The organism is Pedobacter segetis, from assembly GCF_016623585.1.
GTDB classification, from domain to species: Bacteria; Bacteroidota; Bacteroidia; order Sphingobacteriales; family Sphingobacteriaceae; genus Pseudopedobacter; species Pseudopedobacter segetis.
On sequence record NZ_JAEHFY010000019.1, the window covers coordinates 64,405 to 83,331 of the forward strand.

The window sequence follows — 18,927 nt, forward strand, 5'->3', positions numbered from 1 at the left end:
TAACCAATTAATTAAAGAACAAGAACTAGAAAAAATAAATATAAATTTTTTTCACGTTCAAAAAAGCCAACTAATAAAACTTAACAAAAATCTAATGAAAAAAATATTACTCCTTTCATTTCTTTCTGTGTTTTACTTTTCTTCAAAAGCACAATTGATTTATAATTTTAATGCAGCAAATGGGAGTCCCACTTCAGGTGTGCCAACTGGGTTTTCGGCAAGTGATGTAACCGCCAATAATACTGCAAAAACATCAGATTTTTTCACTACAGTTTCTGCCTCTAGTGGGTATAATGGAGCTAGTGGAAACGGAAATATTACAACTGCTGCAAAGGGTGGTAATTCTGCGACAGATATTTCTGGTTTATCTTATTTTGAATTTACCATTACGCCATCATCAACAGAAAGAGTGAAAATATCGAGTATCAGTTTTGGATCAAAATCTATAGGTTCTAGCGGAGGGCCAACTTCTTATATTATCCGTACCAGTTTAGATAATTATAATGCTAATGTTGCATTGGTAAACATAAACTCAAATAGCGCTTGGACACTCTATAATAACCAATTTTCTTTACCATTAATTGGAGCTACTAATACACCAATAACTATCAGGATCTATGGCGATAACGGAACGGGTGCTGTAGGACAAACAAACAACTGGCGAATAGACGATTTAAACGTAAATTTTGTTAGTCGCCCAGCTATTTCTAACTATTTAATGGGACAAAATGCTTGGTTGCCAAAAGGTACTTTTGGCGGAACAACCTATAATGGGCAGCTAAATGTATTGTGGCCAACCATCAAAGCCTCTGGTGTTAAAATGATTAGAATAGGTGGATCTTGGGCAGAAGGAGCCATGTTGCCCGGAGATAAGGTAGTTGATTTAATAGATTCTATTAGAAAAATAGGAGCAGAACCAATGGTACAAGTAGCAACCAACAGAGGTAATATATCTGCAACCCAAGCCGCAAATTTGGTAGAGTATGTTAATACTACAAGCGGCAGAAATGTAAAATATTGGATAATAGGTAATGAACCTGATATTGGCTCAACAACGGCAAACGTATCAACAGTTGCAACATACATCAAATCTTTTTCTTCTGCCATGAAAGCAAAAGACCCGAATATTTTGATAGTAGGGCCAGAATGTGCTTATTACAACAGTAACTATTACCCATCATTAATTGGTGGTGCCAATGATATTACTGGCAAAGACGCTAACGGCAATTATTATATTGATGTGGTCTCGTTTCATACCTATCCATTTGGTGGGACTCAAACTAGGGCTCAAGTGGTTGCTAACGGTCAAAATTTAGGCAATAATGTAGATAATTTAATAGGCCTGATGAATAATGCCAATATTTTGAATAACAGAACAGGTAGCAATCAGCTAAAATGGGCAATTACAGAATTTAATGTTGATTATATTAATCCATCTTCTAATACTGTGGCAGGGGTAGGTGTACATTCGTTTTTAAACGGACAATTTTGGGCAGATGCTTTTAATGTTGGTATGACAAGAGGTGCCCTTACAATAACTCCTTGGTCGGTTCAAGAGGGTGGCGGAGCAAGAGGAACAGGAGATTTAGGTTATATGGATGGGTCAGGTGCAACTCTAAAACCTAGATCAAGTTACTATCATGAGAAAATGATTGCTGAAAATATTAACGGGAATTATATACAATCCAGCAATAACCAAAGTTTGGTCACTACTATGGGTGCCATTAGAAATGATACTGTATCGGTAATGTTAGTTAACAAAAGCGACGTAACCAATTACAGTTATGCTTTGCAATTATCAGAACAACCGGTTACAGACCCAGCTACTTTGAAAATTAATTTACTGGCAGATATAAATGTACTTTATAAAGATAATATTGATGCCCAAACTACCATAGTATTGGTTTTTAACAAAACAGGGGACTTGCTTAAAAAAATAGTTTATGGCATAACACAAGCCACAAACCAAGTAGCTCCGGTACAAACCAATTATACGTTACCTCTAAATTGGATAAATTTTTCTGCGCAGAAACAAAGTAATGGAAGTGTTTTATTAAACTGGTTGGTTAATAATTTAGTAAATACACAATCTTTTGAAATAGAAAAGTTGGTAGGTAACAACTTTATTAAAATAGGAACTAAACCATCAGTTGATGGAGCTGGAAACCAGCTTTATAATTTTATTGATAAAAATCCATCTAGCGGGATTAATTATTACCGCATAAAGCAGTTAGATAATAATGGTGATTTTACATATTCTAATGTGGTTTCAGTCAAACTGTTAAATAATGTTCATGATTGGGAAGTTTACCCAAACCCAATAACTGATGAAAACCCTTTATTTCATTTGAAAATAAATCAAGACGCTAAATCATTAATATTTAAATTATATAGCTCTTCTGCTCAAATGTTGATTGAAAAAAGCTTTAAAGATGTAAAAGAAGGAAATGATTTTAACATCAATAATCAGATCTTGAAGGCAGGTATTTATATCCTAGAAGTTAATACAGAGGGTAATAAAAGAACCGAAAAATTAATCGTCAGATAAATTTATATTCAACAGTACTATAAAATAAACACAAAAATATTCTATGCATATTATAAAATTAGTTAAAAACCACAAAGTACTTACCCTATCTCTTTTATTGATTTACGCATCGGCTAGTGCCCAAGAAACAAAAATTGAGCAAAAAGTTGATTCGGTTTTAAACCTGATGACTTTGAAGGAAAAGGTTGGACAACTTAATCAGTTAAATGCAGGAGATTTAACGGGGCCTGCAGATGAAAAAAATGTGGATATTCTTCAAGAAATACGTAATGGCAAAATCGGGTCATTGTTAAATGTAAGAGGAGCAAAAATCACAAAAGAGCTTCAGCAAGAAGCCATGAAATCAAGGTTAAAAATACCTTTGATTTTCGGTCAGGATGTCATACACGGTTATCGGGTAATTTTTCCAATCCCATTAGCAGAAGCAGCATCTTGGGATATGGATGCCATAAAACTGTCTGCAAGAACAGCCGCCAGAGAAGCTTCATCATCAGGTATCCAATGGACTTTCGCACCTATGGTTGATATTGCAAGAGACCCACGTTGGGGGCGAGTAATGGAGGGTGCTGGGGAAGACCCGTACTTGGGTTCGGCAATTGCCAAAGCCAGAGTTTTAGGGTTTCAAGGCAAACAAATTGGGAGTTTAGATGCGGTTATGGCCTGTGCTAAACATTTTGCAGCTTACGGTGCAGCAATAGCGGGTAGAGATTACAATGGCGTTGATATGAGCAAAAGACAACTTTGGGAAGTTTATTTGCCACCCTTTAAAGCTGCATTAGATGCTGGCGCTGCAACTTTTATGAATTCTTTTAACACCTTAAATGGGATACCCGCTACTGGTAACAGTTATTTGCAAAGAGATATTTTAAAAGGGGCCTGGGGGTTTAAAGGTTTTGTTGTGAGCGATTGGGGTTCAATAAAAGAAATGGTGGCACATGGTTATGCTAAAGATTTAAAGCAAGCTGCCCAAATGGCCATTACTGCCGGAAACGATATGGATATGGAAAGTAAGGCTTATGATACTTATTTGTTAGGATTAGTGAAAGAAGGGAAAGTAAATATTGATGATATTAACGAAGCGGTAAAACGAATTTTAAACAAAAAATTTGAACTAGGGTTATTTAAAAACCCTTATAGATTTAGTGATGAGAAAAGAGAAAAATTAGAACTTAACTCTTCAATAAATAAAGCAGCATCTCGAGAGGTTGCCAAAAAAAGCATCGTATTATTAAAAAATGCGACTAGTATTTTGCCACTTTCTAAATCTACAAAAACCATTGCCCTAATTGGTCCGTTGGTTAAAGCAAATCAAGATATGAGAGGTTTTTGGGCACTCTCATGGGGCAAAGATGATATTCCAGTTTCTTTATATGATGGAGTAAAAAATAAGTTGGGGAATAAAACCAATCTACTCTACGCAAAAGGTTGCAACATTAATGATAGCCTAACCACAGGTTTTAATGAGGCCATTGAGACCGCCGAAAAAGCCGATGTTGTAGTAATGGCAGTTGGAGAAACTTTCGATATGACTGGGGAAGCAAAAAGTAAGGCTGATATTCATATCCCAGGAATGCAAGAGGAACTTGTTAAAGCAATAGTGAAAACAGGGAAACCTTTGGTAGTGTTGGTGATGGGCGGAAGACCGCTAATTTTTAACTATACTGCAGAAAATGTAAAATCTATATTGTTTACGTGGTGGTTGGGCAGCCAAGCTGGAGATGCGATGGCGGATGTGCTATTTGGAGATTACAACCCATCCGGCAAACTGCCTATCACCTTTCCGAGGAGCATGGGCCAAATTCCAATTTATTATGCACAAACCAATACTGGTCGTCCGTTTGAAGAAGGTAAAAGCCCCAATTATAGATCAACTTATTTGGATATGAGTAACTCTCCACAATATGCTTTTGGTCACGGTTTAAGTTACACCAATTTTAAATACAGTGATTTGAAGCTTGATAAAACTAATATTGCTTTAAACGATACCATAAAAATGATCTTAAACGTAACCAATACAGGTAAATATGCCGGAGAAGAGGTTGTTCAATTATACATCAAAGATAAAGTGGCGCAACCCGTAAGGCCAATTATGGAATTGAAAGATTTTCAAAAGATTAGGCTAAATGTTGGTGAAACAAAACAAATTACTTTTTATATCGAAAAAGAAAAATTGTCTTTTTATAACGATGATTTAAAATGGATAGCACAACCAGGAGATTTTGAAGTGATGATCGGTAGCGCATCTGATGATATAAGATTAAAAGAAAACTTTACTTTAATAAACTGAGAAAGTAAGCAAAATTATTTTAAAAATATTGATTTTTTAATAGGTTATAAACTTGGTAATTAAGTGTTTATTCTAATAATAAGGATAATTTTTCTAGTTGTCTTATTACTATTATTTGTTCAAACGTATCCTAATGCTGATACATTTATCATCTAATTTTTAATTAGCTGTAATTACTTTAGCAATATGTTTATTTTGATCTTATCTATTTATTAAGACGGATTAATAAACCATATCACCTAACTATTTAAAATATATTGATATAATCACATCAAAAATGTTAAAGCTGATTATAAGCACTTTAGCTTTCCTAAGTTTATCTATTGAGGGATACAGTCAGATCGATAATAATCCATCATCTTTAGTTATCGAAAAAGAAACGATTACAAGCCAATTAGCTAGCGGCCAGTCTTTGCTATATAATGGATTTTACTTTTACGGTTATACACCTAATTACTTTGAGAGTGGTCAACCCTTTTTTTTAGAAGATAGCTGGATAAGCGGAGATGTTACTTACGAAAACAACAAATATTATCAGGTACCTCTTAAATATGATTTGTTAAAAGATGAATTAATTGTTCAGTATTTTAATAAAGAATCTGCTATTAATTTGATCAAGAGTAAAGTACAAGACTTTAGTTTAAATGGGCATAAATTTATCTATCTAGATAAATTAGGTAGTACCATTACAATCTCAGCCGGCTTCTATGAGGAGCTATACAGCAATAAGCTAGTATTATTATCTAAAAGAAATAAGGTAATTACAGAAGGTGTTTCTACGGCGGGAGTTAAAAGGAACATTGAAATAATTAACAAATATTATATTTATAAGGATGGGATGTTTCAGCGATTCAATTCTATTTCATCCTTGGTAAATATCCTCAAAGAAAGAAAAAAAGAGCTTTCCTCATACATTAAAATCAACAAGAAGAAGTTTAAAAAAGAACCTGAAGAAGCCATGATTGCTATCGTTAATTATTATGATCAGTTACAATAATAGAATATATCGCTTAGTATTAAAAGCAATATTAATCGCTATCTGCGGCTGTAGATTTATTTGTGATTTTTCTGTTAGGGCCTATTGCCAAGATGTTTCGCCAGAAAAAATAACTATTAATTTAAAAAATGCTACGGCATCAGAATTTTCAAAAGAATTAGAAAAAACTGGGCGCTACAAAATTTTTTTCGATAGTTTAATTTTCGATAGTTTAAGAGTTAGTGTTGCAGTAGAAAACAAAAATATAAATGATATTCTAGAAAAGGTTTTTACCGGGACTAAATACCTCTATTCAATTGATAGCTATGGTAATGTTTTTTTAACAAAAAATGTAGTAATAAGCACTAATTTCACTGTTAGACCAAACAATAAAACTAACCCAGAAAGTGATAAAAACGCGTATCAGGTTTTAACAGATCTTAACTACAAGGCCAGTAAAATAAATAGCCCACAGGATGCTAGCTTAGAAAATAAAATTTATGAAATCGGTTTAAAATCCTATGGTTCAAAGCTAGGAAAAGCCACCATATCTGGTTATGTTAAAGATGCCGAAACCGGTCAGGCTTTAATTGGTGTTTACTTACGTTCACAAAATGATAAAAATAGTACCACAACAAATGAAGCGGGATTTTATTCTATAGAACTGGCCACTGGCGATAATAAGCTGATTATAAGCTCTGTTGGTCAGAAAGAAACATTTAGAAGAATTAAACTTTATAGTAATGGAAAACTGAATATTGATATTAAAAGTGATGCAATATCCTTAAAAGAAGTTGTTGTTGTACAATCGCCTAAAAACTTACAAAGAACACAGTTAGGAATTGAAAAAATTACTATTCAATCAATAAAACAAGTTCCTACTGTTTTTGGCGAACCAGATATCATTAAAGTGCTTTTAACCTTGCCGGGTGTTAAAACCGTGGGTGAAGCCGCTGGTGGATTTAATGTAAGAGGTGGTGCAACAGATCAAAACCTTATTCTTTTTAATGAATCCACCATTTATAATCCCTCTCATTTCTTTGGTTTCTTCTCTGCTTTTAATCCAGATCTTATTAAAGACGTAGAACTATATAAAAGTAGTATACCGGCAAAATATGGTGGTCGTTTATCATCTGTACTCAAGGTGGATACCAGAGAAGGAAATGAAAGAAAATTTGGTGGTACAGCTGGGATAGGCCTACTTACTAGTCGTTTAAATTTAGAAGGGCCAATAGTAAAAGATAAGGGCTCTTTTATTCTTGGAGGTAGATCTACGTACTCAAATTTTATTTTTGGGCTATTACCTAATAGTGCGGGCTATAAAAATGCCAAAGCTTCTTTTTATGATTTAAACCTGCTAGTAGATTATAAATTAAATGATAAAAATAAAGTAAATTTTACGGGTTATTTAAGTAGCGATGCTTCTAATCTAGCAACTGATACGGTATTTCAATATTCAAATAAAAATGCTTCTTTAAAGTGGTCTCATATATTCAGTCAAAAATTAAATAGCTCTTTTGCCGGCGGATTTGATGATTATGAATATAGCAACAAGGCAGAAAAAGATAGTGTTAATTCTTATAAGCTTGCGTTTAATATCCAACAGACTTTTTTTAAAACCGGCTTTACTTACTACATCCATCCTAAACATACCTTAAATTTCGGTACAAATACGATATATTATCAGCTTCAGCCAGGATCATTTATACCTTTAGATAAATCTTCTTTAATTATACCAAAAATTTTAGAGAATGAACAGGCGGTTGAAAACGCATTGTTTTTAAGTGATGATTTTACCTTAACGCCAGATATATCTTTTGATTTAGGTTTGCGGTATTCTCATTTTACTAATCTGGGTCCCAAACTTGTTTACAATTATGCAACTGGCTTGCCAATAGAAAAAAACAACTTAGTAGATAGCACTAGTTATAGAAAAGGAGAAGTTACCCAAACTTACAAAGGCCCAGAAATTAGATTCTCTACAAGATTTGCGATAACAAATAGTTTAACTATAAAAGCAGGTTATAATTCGATGAGGCAATACATTCATCTTTTAACCAATACAACTGCTATCTCCCCAACTGATATTTGGAAACTGAGCGATAAAAATATAAAACCACAATTTGGAGATCAAGTTTCTCTTGGTATTTACAAGAACCTAAAAAAGAACACTTTAGAAACATCAATAGAAATTTATTATAAGCGTATTAAAAATTATCTTGATTATAAAAGCGGTGCAGAATTAATTCTGAATGAACATATAGAAACAGATGTAATTAATGTAAATGGAAAAGCTTACGGGATTGAATTTTTTCTTAAAAAGCCTTCAGGGAAATTAAACGGATGGTTTAGTTACACCTATTCAAGAACTTTATTTAAGATGGATAATATAAATGCAGGCGAGTTAATTAATAAAGGGAATTATTACCCAGCTAGTTTTGATAAACCAAACGAAGCCACACTTAGTGCGAATTATAAATTTTCACTTCGGTTTAGTGTTTCTACAAACATCACTTATAGCACAGGAAGACCAATTACAATCCCAATAGGAAGTTTTTATTATGCTGGATCGCAAAGAGCCTTATATGGAGACAGAAATAGTTATAGGATACCTAATTATTTTAGAACAGATTTATCTATAAATATTGATGGAAATCACAAGATAAATCAGTTTGCGCACAATAGTTGGACCATTGGGGTTTACAACCTAACCGGCAGAGACAACCCATATTCCACATTTTTTACATCACAACAGGGAAGGTTAAATGGCTATCAGTTATCTATTTTCGGCTCTGCAGTTCCATTTATAAATTATAATCTTAGATTTTAGTTTTAATAAGATGAATTTGAAACGATATATAAATTTTACAAGAGATAGGAGCTTACCAATTTTTATACTACTTGTTTGCGCAATGCTAACCCAGTTTTCTTGCAGAAAACCGTTTGAGCCAACCTTGAATTCTCCCCAAACCGGATATTTGGTGGTAGAAGGTTTTATTAATTTAAAAGGTGTCACCTCCATTAAATTAAACAGAACAAAAAAGCTAGAAGAACAAGTGGTATATAAACCCGAGTTAAAAGCTAAGGTGCAGATAGTGGGAGAAAACTCCACTATATATGAAGTAAAAGAAAAGACCGATGGACTATATGAATCAGAAACTCTAGACCTTCCTGCTCAAAAATATCATCTAAAAATAAAAACTGCTGATGGAAAAGAATATGAGAGCAAATTGATAGAAGGGAAACCAACACCATTAATAGATAGTGTAAGTTGGAAAAGAGAACAAAATGGCGTAGAAATTAAAGTAAACAGCCATGATGACCAAAACAAAACGAAATATTATAAATGGACTTATGATGAGGTTTGGGAAATACATGCTAATGTATTGGCAAATCTTAAATATGTTAAAAGCAATATTCCCGGCACCAATATCACATATATTGGTGTGGCAAGAAGAACTCCGGAAGAAATAAAACAAGTTTATAACTGTTGGCAATATGGTTCTTCTAATCAAATATTATTAGGTTCTAGCGCAAAGCTGAGTAAAGACATTATATCATCTCCTATTAATTTTATACCTAATGACAACGTACGATTAGCTGTTTTATATAGCATCAATGTAAAACAGACAGCGCTAGATTTAGCTGGGTATAACTTCTATCTCAACTTAAAAAACAATACAGAAACAAATGGATCTATCTTTGACCATCAACCATCAGAAACTACTGGAAATATTGTTTGTGTAAGCGATACAGGAGAACAGGCTATAGGTTATGTAGGAGTTGCTACAATACAAGAGAAAAGAATTTTTATAGAACCGATGTTTAATTCGAATTACAAATTTCCCTGTAATACTGACATTCTAAAAATCTTTTCAAATCAAGATACACTTGCAAAATATGCACCTAATTATCAACCAATTGATTATGATTCGCCTTCACTCCAAAGTTATATAATAGTGGATAGCAGATGTGCAGACTGTACGTTTTGGGGCGACAATAAAAGGCCACCTTTTTGGCCTAATTAATATTTGAGAAATGATGTTAAAAAATATTGCAGTCTAGGATTTGTCAATTTTTTTTTAAAGCATGTTAGGGGGCAAAGTGATTTTAGTTTTAAAACAATGAATTTTAATCGATACATAAATATTATACGAGATAAAAACTTATTAATTTTTATACTATTTGTTTGCGCAATGCTAACCCAGTTTTCTTGCAGAAAACCGTTTGAGCCAACCTTGAATTCTCCCCAAACCGGATATTTGGTGGTAGAAGGTTTTATTAACGTAAAAGGTGTTACTGCCATTGAATTAAGCAGAACAAAAAAGCTGGAAGAACAAGTGGTATATAAACCCGAGTTAAAAGCTAATGTGCAGATAATAGGAGAAAACTCCAATACATATGAAGTGAAAGAAAAGACCAATGGACTATATGAATCAGATATTTTAGACCTTCCTGCTCAAAAATATCATCTAAAAATAAAAACTGCTGATGGAAAAGAATATGAGAGCAAATTGATAGAAGGGAAACCAACACCACCAATAGATAGTTTAAGCTGGGAAAGGGAACAAGCTGGCGTGGGAATTAAAGTAAACAGCCATGATGACCAAAATAAAACGAAATATTATAAGTGGACTTATGATGAGGTTTGGGAAATACATGCAAACGTTCCAGTAATCTATAAGTTTATTAATCAGATTAATCCTAGCATTAATACCGACTCTATTAGTGTTGTAAACAGAACCTTAGATGAACAAAAAAAGATTTATTATTGCTGGCAAAACAATTCTTCTAGCGAAATATTATTAGGCTCTAGTGCGAAGTTGAGTAAGGATATCATCTCATCTCCCATTAATTTTATACCTAATGACAACGTACGATTAGCAATTTTATACAGCATCAATGTAAAACAGACAGCGCTAGATTTAGATGGATATAACTTCTATCTTAATTTAAAAAATAATACAGAAACAAATGGGTCTATTTTTGACCATCAGCCATCAGAAACTACTGGAAATATTGTTTGTCTAACCGACCCACAAGAACAGGTTATTGGCTATGTGGGTGTAGCAACAGTAGAAGAAAAAAGAATCTTCATCCAACCCCTTCCAGATTGGAATTATAAATTTCTCTGCAATTATGAAGTTTTAAAAATTTCATTAAATCAGGACACACTTGCAAAATATGTAGCAAGTTATCAACCAATTGATTATGTCTTTGCAGGGCCAGTACTTATAGGTTATCAAGTAATTAATAGCGGATGCGCTGACTGTGCAACTAGGGGCGACAATAAAAGACCTTCTTTTTGGCCTAATTAATATTTAAAATCATGATGTTAAAAAATATAATAGTCTGGTTTGGTTTACTGTTTTTTTCATTGGGGCAGGTTATAGCGCAAAATGATTTAAGCGTTTTTAATACAAAATTTGGAAAACAAACAACTGATACCTTTCGTGAAAAACTATTTGTACATACAGATCAGGATTTTTATTTAGCAGGAGAAATTATTTGGTTTAAGGTTTACTTGAGTGATGCTAGCACACATATACTTACAGATTTAAGCAGTGTTGCCTATGTAGAAATTTTAGATGTAGATCAAAAACCTGTTTTGCAGCTTAAAGTAGCCATTGAAAATGGTGTTGGAAATGGCTCTATTTTTTTACCTGTTTCTTTACCATCGGGGAATTTCAAATTGAGGGCTTATACCAATTGGATGAAAAACTTCGCTCCAGATGATAACTTTGAAAAGACCATTACTATTTTCAACTCTCTAAAGGCATCTGAAATAAAAGATACTGTTAAGTCAAAAGATTTTGATATTCAGTTTTTTCCAGAGGGAGGTAATTTATTGGAAGGGGTTGACTGTAAGGTAGCTTTTAAAGCTGTTGATGGATATGGTAAAGGCGTAAATTTTACTGGGAAACTTTTAAATAATTTAAATCAAGAAGTTGCTGTTTTTGAACCATTAAAATTTGGTATTGGCAATTTTCATTTCAAGCCAGAAAAGGACGTCCAATACAAAGCAGTAATCAATTACAATAACCAAAAGTTAGTAAAAGATTTGATGCCTGCAGAAAGCAATGCTTATGCAATGCAGCTTAATGAAATTGGTTCAGATTCCGTAAAGATTACAATAACTCATAGAGCCGATAATGATTCGTCAATTTATCTATTAGTGCATCAGCAAGATAAAACTACAGCATTACAAGAGGTTAAAATGAAAAGCGGTACGGCTCAGGTTTATATTGATAAACAAAAATTGGGCGAAGGGATTTCTTCTTTTACAATTTTTGATAGCGATATCCAACCAGTTTGTGAGCGTTTGTATTTTAAACGACCAACAAAAAAACTAGAACTCAGCGTAAAAACAAATCAACAAAAATATCTTTCCAGAGAAAAAGTATCTCTTCAAATCCAATCAAGAGATGAAAAAGCAAATAATTTAGCGTCAAATCTATCTCTTTCTATATTTTTAACAGATTCGCTACAAAAGATGAATGAGGCAAATATTTTTAGTTATCTGTGGTTAAAATCTGAAATTAAAGGTAAAATAGAAAACGTTAATTATTACTTTGAGAATGATGATAAAGAGACTAACCTAGCTCTTGATAACTTGTTATTAACCCAGGGATGGCGAAAATTTAAAGGTAAAGAGGCTTTAAAAGTAGAAAAGCCGTTTTTAAAATTTAAACCCGAGTATCAGCAAAATATCATAAACGGAAGAGTTTTTTATAAGAATAGTGATAAACCCGCCCCAGATATTCTTACCTCACTTTCTGTTGTTGGTAGTACAGAGCATCTATATGGTGCTAAAAGTGATCGCGATGGATACCTAGCTTTTAACACAAAAAATATTTTTGGGCCAGTACAATTGGCTTTGCAAACCTATAATTTAGAAGATAGCCTTTATAAATTAGAGTTGGATGATCCATTTTTAAAACAAAATTCTGATGAGCAACTTCCTCAGTTACAATTATCAAAATATTTCAGCAAAAGCGTTTTAGACAGAAGCATATACATGCAGGTGCAAAATGTTTACAATGCTGATAAATTGAAAACGTTTATAACAAAGTCATCAAAAGAAGTATCGTTTTATGGAAACGCTTCAGATAAAAATTACATCCTTAATCAATATGTGCGTTTCCCAACTTTAGAAGAAATTTTCAGAGAGTATGTCCCAGAAGTAGTAGTAGAAAAAAGAGATAAGAAATTCTCACTTACAACTTATAATGTGCAAGATAAAATATACTTAGACAGCGCACCGCTGGTTTTGTTAGACGGCATTCTGGTTAAAGATATGAACAGATTGATGGCCTACGACCCATTAAAAATAAATGAATTAGATATTGTAGCCAAAAAGTATTATTTGGGACCTTTAATTTTTGGAGGTATTTTAAATTTTTCTTCAATTAAGGGAGATTTTAAAGACTTTAATCTAGATCCTAACGTAGTCTTGGTAGATTATGAAGGCTTGCAAGTACAGCGCAAATTTTATACTCCAGTATATGCAAATCCAAAAGAAAAAGCATCACGTTTACCAGATTTCAGAACGCTTCTCTATTGGTCTGGAGATGTAAAGACTTCCTTAACCGGGACTAAAAATATTGATTTTTATACTTCAGATTTAAAAGGCAGCTACATAATTGTATTACAAGGTTTAAGTGATAATGGAAGGCTTGGGTACAGTACTTATTCGTTTAAAGTTGAGTGAAAGTACATCTAATATTAAATAGAACTTATTTTGATAAAATTTAACGATTTTTTGTTTTTTGCATAATCAAAAATTCTTAGGATTATATTTTTTCTTAATCATTTACAACAAAATTTATTTTTATTTCTTCTTAAAGAAATAATTTTAAACTAGCTTTTTTAATATCGTTAAACCTCACTTTTTGCTCAATTACCCCTCAATACTGGTACATATACAATCTATTTTCTATAGTGTTTGTAACTAGTTTAGCATAATAATTTATTGTCTGAAATATTACCATCAGATAAATTGATAAACCTTAATATCCTTTCTTTAAAATGCGAAAATCCCTAAGCTTCATCATATTGATGATAGTCTGTTTAAGTACTTATGCCCAAAAAACAAATGTCAAACATGAATTTCGCTTTGCCGAGAATCAGGTAAAACTAATGCTGCATGAAATTAAAAATCAATCACCTGTTTCTAATGAAGTTTCTCCTCGTACCCTGGAAAACGGAAAATTAAAATTGAGCGATTCTGGTGATTGGACTAGCGGATTTTTCCCTGGGATATTATGGTATTTATATGAATATACGGGAGATAAAAAATGGAGTTCTGAAGCTGAAAAATTTACTGCAAATCTTAAGAACCAAGAGTATAATAAAGGGACTCATGATTTAGGGTTGATGTTGTACACTAGTTTTGGTAATGGTTACAGGCTTACCAACGATAATAATTATAAACAGGTAATCATAAATGCAGCGAAGTCTCTTTCTACTAGGTTTAACCCTAAGGCTGGAGTAATCAAATCTTGGGATCACAGGGAAGATTTATGGACTTACCCAGTTATTATTGATAATATGATGAACTTAGAACTGCTTTTTGAAGCTACAAAACTGAGTGGAGATTCTTCTTTTTATAATATTGCGGTACAACACGCAAACAACACGCTAAAAAATCATTTCAGGAAAGATTACAGCAGTTATCATGTAGTAGATTATAATCCAAAAAACGGTACGGTAATAAAAAAAACTACGCATCAAGGATATTCAAATGAATCATCTTGGTCTAGGGGGCAAGCTTGGGGATTATATGGTTTTACCATGTGTTTTAGAGAAACCGGAGATAGTACTTATCTAAAACAGGCTGAGCATATTGCAAATTACATTTTAACCAGCCCAAAAATACCTAAAGATATGATTCCTTATTGGGATTATGATGATCCTGCAATACCTAACGCACCTCGAGATGCTTCCGCTGCTGCAATAACCTCATCTGCATTGTTTGAACTGGCATCTCAAACTAAAAGCACTTATTATGAAGAAAAGGCTCAAAAGATTTTAGAAAGCTTAAGTGAGCATTATAAATCTCCAAAAAATGGGGATATGGGTTTTATACTAGAGCATAGCACAGGCCATAAACCTTATAATAGTGAAGTTGATGTGCCCATCATATATGCAGATTATTATTATATAGAAGCTCTTTTAAGGAGTCAAAAAAGTTATTTTAAAATTGATTCATAAGATTAAATATTATATAAATGAAATTATCATTTTTTATATTCCTACTTGTTTTTTCAGTTCAGTGTCAAGCTCAAGAGTTTTTTGGCACTTTAGAAAAGAACATAGCGCAATACTACCATAAAAACGATTCTGGTTATAATTCTTTAGATAGTATCATCAACAATCTGCATCAAGATCCAGATGCTGTAGATATGGTTACAAAAGAAGTTTACGAGAAAAAAACACCTGTTGATAGCGAAGTAAAAAAAATATTATCTGGTTTTGATCTAACTACCGGTAAGTGGGATGATATTAATTACAATGACAAAAGAGAGTCTGGTTGGGATCCAAAAATCCATGCCGAAAGAATTCTTCTGTTGACCACACTTTATACTAATCCTCAATCAAAATATTATTTAAAAGCAGAAATAAAACCTGTTTTACATCAGGCACTTAAATTTTGGTTTGATGCTAATTTGATTTGTAAAAATTGGTGGTATAATGAGATAGGAATTCCTAAAACGTTAGGTCCCGTTTTTATTATGCTAAGGAATGAGCTCTCTGCTGATGAAGTTAACAAAGCGGTTATTGTTTTAAACCACTCAAAAATTAAAATGACGGGTCAAAATAAAGTTTGGTTAGCTGGTAATGTTTTGTTTAAAGCGATTTTGATTAAAGATGAAGCCTTGGCTAAAACAGCTAGGGATACCATTTTTTCTGAACTTAGAATTTCCGGAAATGAAGGAATTCAACAAGATTTTAGCTTTCATCAACATGGTCCGCAACAGCAATTCGGGAACTATGGGCTGTCTTTTGTAAATACGCTTAGTTTTTGGTCTAGGGTATTTTCTGGAACTTCTTTAAAAGCCGATAAAGAGCATTTGGCAATATTAAAAGATTTAATGCTAAACGGATATAGCTGGATTACCTGGAAAGGATATTTAGACATCAACTCTTTTGGAAGACAATTTTTTAAAGGAGTGGATAGGAGCAAGGCACTGGCCATAGCATATTCTATGTTAGATATGACATTTGTTGATCCAGAAAATGCAAATCAATATATGGAGTTTATATCCAGGAATTATAGTCCAAAATATTTACCTCAACTTAATGGAACTAAGCATTTTTGGACATCGGATATGACCGTTCATAGATCGCCCAATTGGTTCGCAACTTTAAAAATGTCATCAAACAGGGTGCAAGCTACAGAAGCTTTAAACAGAGAAAATTTAAAAGGATACTTTTTGGGCGATGGCAATTATTTTGTAACTGTGGATGGAGACGAGTATGAAGGGATTTTTCCATATCTAAATTGGAAAAAACTTCCCGGGGTTACTAATTTTCAAACATCAGCACCGCTAAAAGTTTTAGGCTTTTCTGGTTATAGAAATAAAGGAGATTTTACCGGAGGCGTGGTGAGCGGAAAAAATGGTATTTCTGCTTTTAGTTTAAATCGAGATTCCTTGAGTGGAAATAAAGCCACGTTTTGGCTAAACGATAAAATGGTGTGTTTAGGCTCAAATATTCATAGCGATATACAAAAACCTGTTTTTACCACTATAAATCAAACAAAGTTAAAAGGCCCGGTTTATTTTTATGATAATAAAACAAGGGAATTAAAAGATACGGTTTATAGCTCCAAATCAATAAAATGGGTTTACCATAATAAAATCGGCTATTACAATCTTCAACCTGCCAATATTTCAATTTCAGCAAAAAATCAAACAGGTAGTTGGGGCGATATAGCTTTTGTTTATGATAAAGAAAAGCCAATTACTAAACCTGTTTTCACTTTAGATATTTACCATGATTTTTTAGCCCAAACGGGCAGTTATGCTTATGAATTGGTTCCAGGAGAAGATTTTGAAAAATTTAAAACCTTTAGTCCAGATTTTGAAATCATCCAAAACAATAAAAAAGCCCAAGTGATTGCAACAAGAAATGGATCAACATTGATGTTGGCTATTTACGAACCAACCAGTATCAAAGCAAAATCATTTCCAGTCTTAAAGTTTATGACTTGTGGGTTATATATCCTCGAAAAAAGCAAAGCAGGATGGCTGGTTTCCATATCTGATCCAACACAGAAATTAGAGAATGCAAATTGGCAAATTGGTGGTAAATCAGAATCTACCCCACTACCTCAGAACTTAAATAAGGGTAAAACAATCCAAATTAATATACCGTTCAATTAATCTTAAATTATTATGAAAAGAAAATTACTCACAACATTTGGTTTTATTTTAGGGGCATTATATGCATCTGCCCAATCATTTACTCCAGGCAACTTGGCAGTTTATCGGTACGGAAATGGAACGGCTGCTTTAGGGAACAATGTGACTGTCCCGGTTTTTATAGATGAATATACAACTGCTGGTGTATTGGTTAAAAGCAGGGCAATTCCTGTGGCTGATAATGCCGCAAATTTTAAACTTACAGGATTAGGAAGAGATGCAACAGGTAAATATGTAGATGAAGGAATATCAACCTTATCACAAGACGGCAAATATTTAACCATTTTTGGATATAACCAAACTGTTGGTGGTGCAGTTCCAACTACATCAAACGGATTGGTTGTTGGTGTGATAGCGGGAGATGGCAGTTATAACAGTACTACTACACTTTCTAACGATCCTACAACAGGATTAGGAAGCCCTCGTTCAGCTGTGATTGATGGTACCAATATTTGGGCAAATGGTTCTCAAAATGGAATTCAATACACCACATTGGGCGGTACTGCCAGCACTCGTATTTCTACAGCTCAAGACGGTTCTAAAAGTTTGTCAATTGCTAAAACATGGTCGAGCGGTGTTTTAGGAGCAGCCCGGTTATACTCTGCAACGGCGGCAGCAAGTACAGAATTGCCCTATGCAACTCCGCTACCTACAACTTCAACCACTTTTACTACTTCTGCGCCCTTTAACGCAGCTATAACCGCTAACCAGGTTCTTGTGGTTACGGTAGAAAACAGAACCATTATTTATGTTGTTGATGATAATGCAAATACAATAAGAAGATATTATTTAAATTATTCTGGTGCAGCAATAGGTCCTTTTGCGGCACTTTCTGATGTCAATACAACCAAAATAAAAAGTATTTCTGCCAGTGTGCGGGGAAGAGTGGGGACAAAAACGGTTGTTGATGTTTATGCAACCACTTGGGGAGATGATGGAACTGGCACAGAAACCTCTAAGCTCATAACATTTACCGATAGTTATTTAACAACCAATCCAACCGATGTTAGCCAGGTTGAGCTTGCAACTACAACTACGCTTTTAGCTACAGCTCCAGCAAATACACTTTTTAAAAGTGTAACTTTTGTTCCAACCGGTAGTAGCTCAGTTGGTACAGCAACTTTACCTGTTAGTTTGGTTGATTTTAAAGGTAAAAAAGCTACAAATGGCATCCAACTAGATTGGACTACCTTAAGTGAAAAGAATAATTCTTATTTTGATGTGTTACGTTCTGAGAACGGCAATGATTTTTCAAGTATAGGTAAAGTTGCTGGTAACGGTAATTCTAATGCTAAAACAAATTATTCTTTCACAGATAAGAGCCCAGATTTTGGAACTAATTATTACCAATTAAAGCAAGTAGATTTTAATGGTAAATTTAGCACTTCAGAAACTATTGCTGTAAATTTTGGCTTCGCCGATGATGTGATAATGTCTTTAAACCCATTACAAGATAATTCTGGCTTAGGAATAACTGTTAATTCATCTTCTATGATAGAGGGTAAGATTAGCGTATTTTCAATAACTGGGCAACAAACAACTACGCTTAATGTAAAATTACAAAAAGGTAAAAACTCTTTTAACATTCCTGCTCAACTACAACCAGGTGTTTATGTAGTAAAGTTATCTACAGCTAAAGGTAACGTATCTCAAAAAATTAGTTTGAGATAAACAATTTTAGCATTTAAAG

Annotated in this window: 10 protein-coding genes; all 10 read left to right on the forward strand. The window is 33.4% G+C overall.

What is annotated here, in order from left to right; genetic code table 11:
- Positions 1–94: 94 nt before the first annotated feature.
- The 10 genes from I5M32_RS13265 to I5M32_RS13310 all read left to right on the forward strand — a co-directional run bounded on the left by I5M32_RS13265 (position 95) and on the right by I5M32_RS13310 (position 18,908).
- Complete coding sequence (locus I5M32_RS13265) at positions 95–2,548, forward strand: T9SS type A sorting domain-containing protein (RefSeq protein WP_200587167.1); 2,454 nt, start codon at positions 95–97, stop codon at positions 2,546–2,548.
- Between the two features lie 43 nt (positions 2,549–2,591).
- Complete coding sequence (locus tag I5M32_RS13270) at positions 2,592–4,835, forward strand: glycoside hydrolase family 3 N-terminal domain-containing protein (RefSeq protein ID WP_200587168.1); 2,244 nt, start codon at positions 2,592–2,594, stop codon at positions 4,833–4,835.
- A gap of 277 nt (positions 4,836–5,112) precedes the next feature.
- Positions 5,113–5,832, forward strand: coding sequence for a hypothetical protein (locus tag I5M32_RS13275; protein WP_200587169.1), 720 nt, complete (start codon positions 5,113–5,115; stop codon positions 5,830–5,832).
- Entirely contained in the window at positions 5,816–8,641 is a 2,826-nt protein-coding gene (locus tag I5M32_RS13280) for a TonB-dependent receptor (RefSeq protein WP_200587170.1), read from the forward strand. Before I5M32_RS13275 ends, I5M32_RS13280 begins: the two co-directional genes overlap by 17 nt.
- An 82-nt stretch (positions 8,642–8,723) precedes the next feature.
- Positions 8,724–9,839, forward strand: coding sequence for a DUF4249 domain-containing protein (locus tag I5M32_RS13285; RefSeq protein ID WP_200587171.1), 1,116 nt, complete (start codon positions 8,724–8,726; stop codon positions 9,837–9,839).
- 3 nt (positions 9,840–9,842) lie between these two features.
- Positions 9,843–11,129 carry a DUF4249 domain-containing protein gene (locus tag I5M32_RS13290; RefSeq protein ID WP_200587173.1) on the forward strand — a complete coding sequence of 429 codons (1,287 nt, stop codon included), beginning with the start codon at positions 9,843–9,845 and terminating at the stop codon, positions 11,127–11,129.
- Between the two features lie 11 nt (positions 11,130–11,140).
- Positions 11,141–13,522: a hypothetical protein gene (locus I5M32_RS13295; RefSeq protein WP_200587175.1), complete on the forward strand. Its 2,382-nt coding sequence runs from the start codon at positions 11,141–11,143 to the stop codon at positions 13,520–13,522.
- A 317-nt stretch (positions 13,523–13,839) separates the two neighbouring features.
- The gene (locus tag I5M32_RS13300) at positions 13,840–15,024 is read left to right on the forward strand and encodes a glycoside hydrolase family 88 protein (RefSeq protein WP_200587176.1); all 1,185 of its coding nucleotides are present in this window, start codon (positions 13,840–13,842) and stop codon (positions 15,022–15,024) included.
- A gap of 17 nt (positions 15,025–15,041) precedes the next feature.
- Positions 15,042–17,198 (forward strand): polysaccharide lyase family 8 super-sandwich domain-containing protein, encoded by a 2,157-nt coding sequence (locus I5M32_RS13305; protein ID WP_200587178.1) that lies wholly within the window; start codon positions 15,042–15,044, stop codon positions 17,196–17,198.
- Between the two features lie 12 nt (positions 17,199–17,210).
- Positions 17,211–18,908, forward strand: a complete 1,698-nt coding sequence (locus tag I5M32_RS13310) for a T9SS type A sorting domain-containing protein (RefSeq protein WP_200587180.1) — start codon at positions 17,211–17,213, stop codon at positions 18,906–18,908.
- Positions 18,909–18,927: the final 19 nt, after the last annotated feature.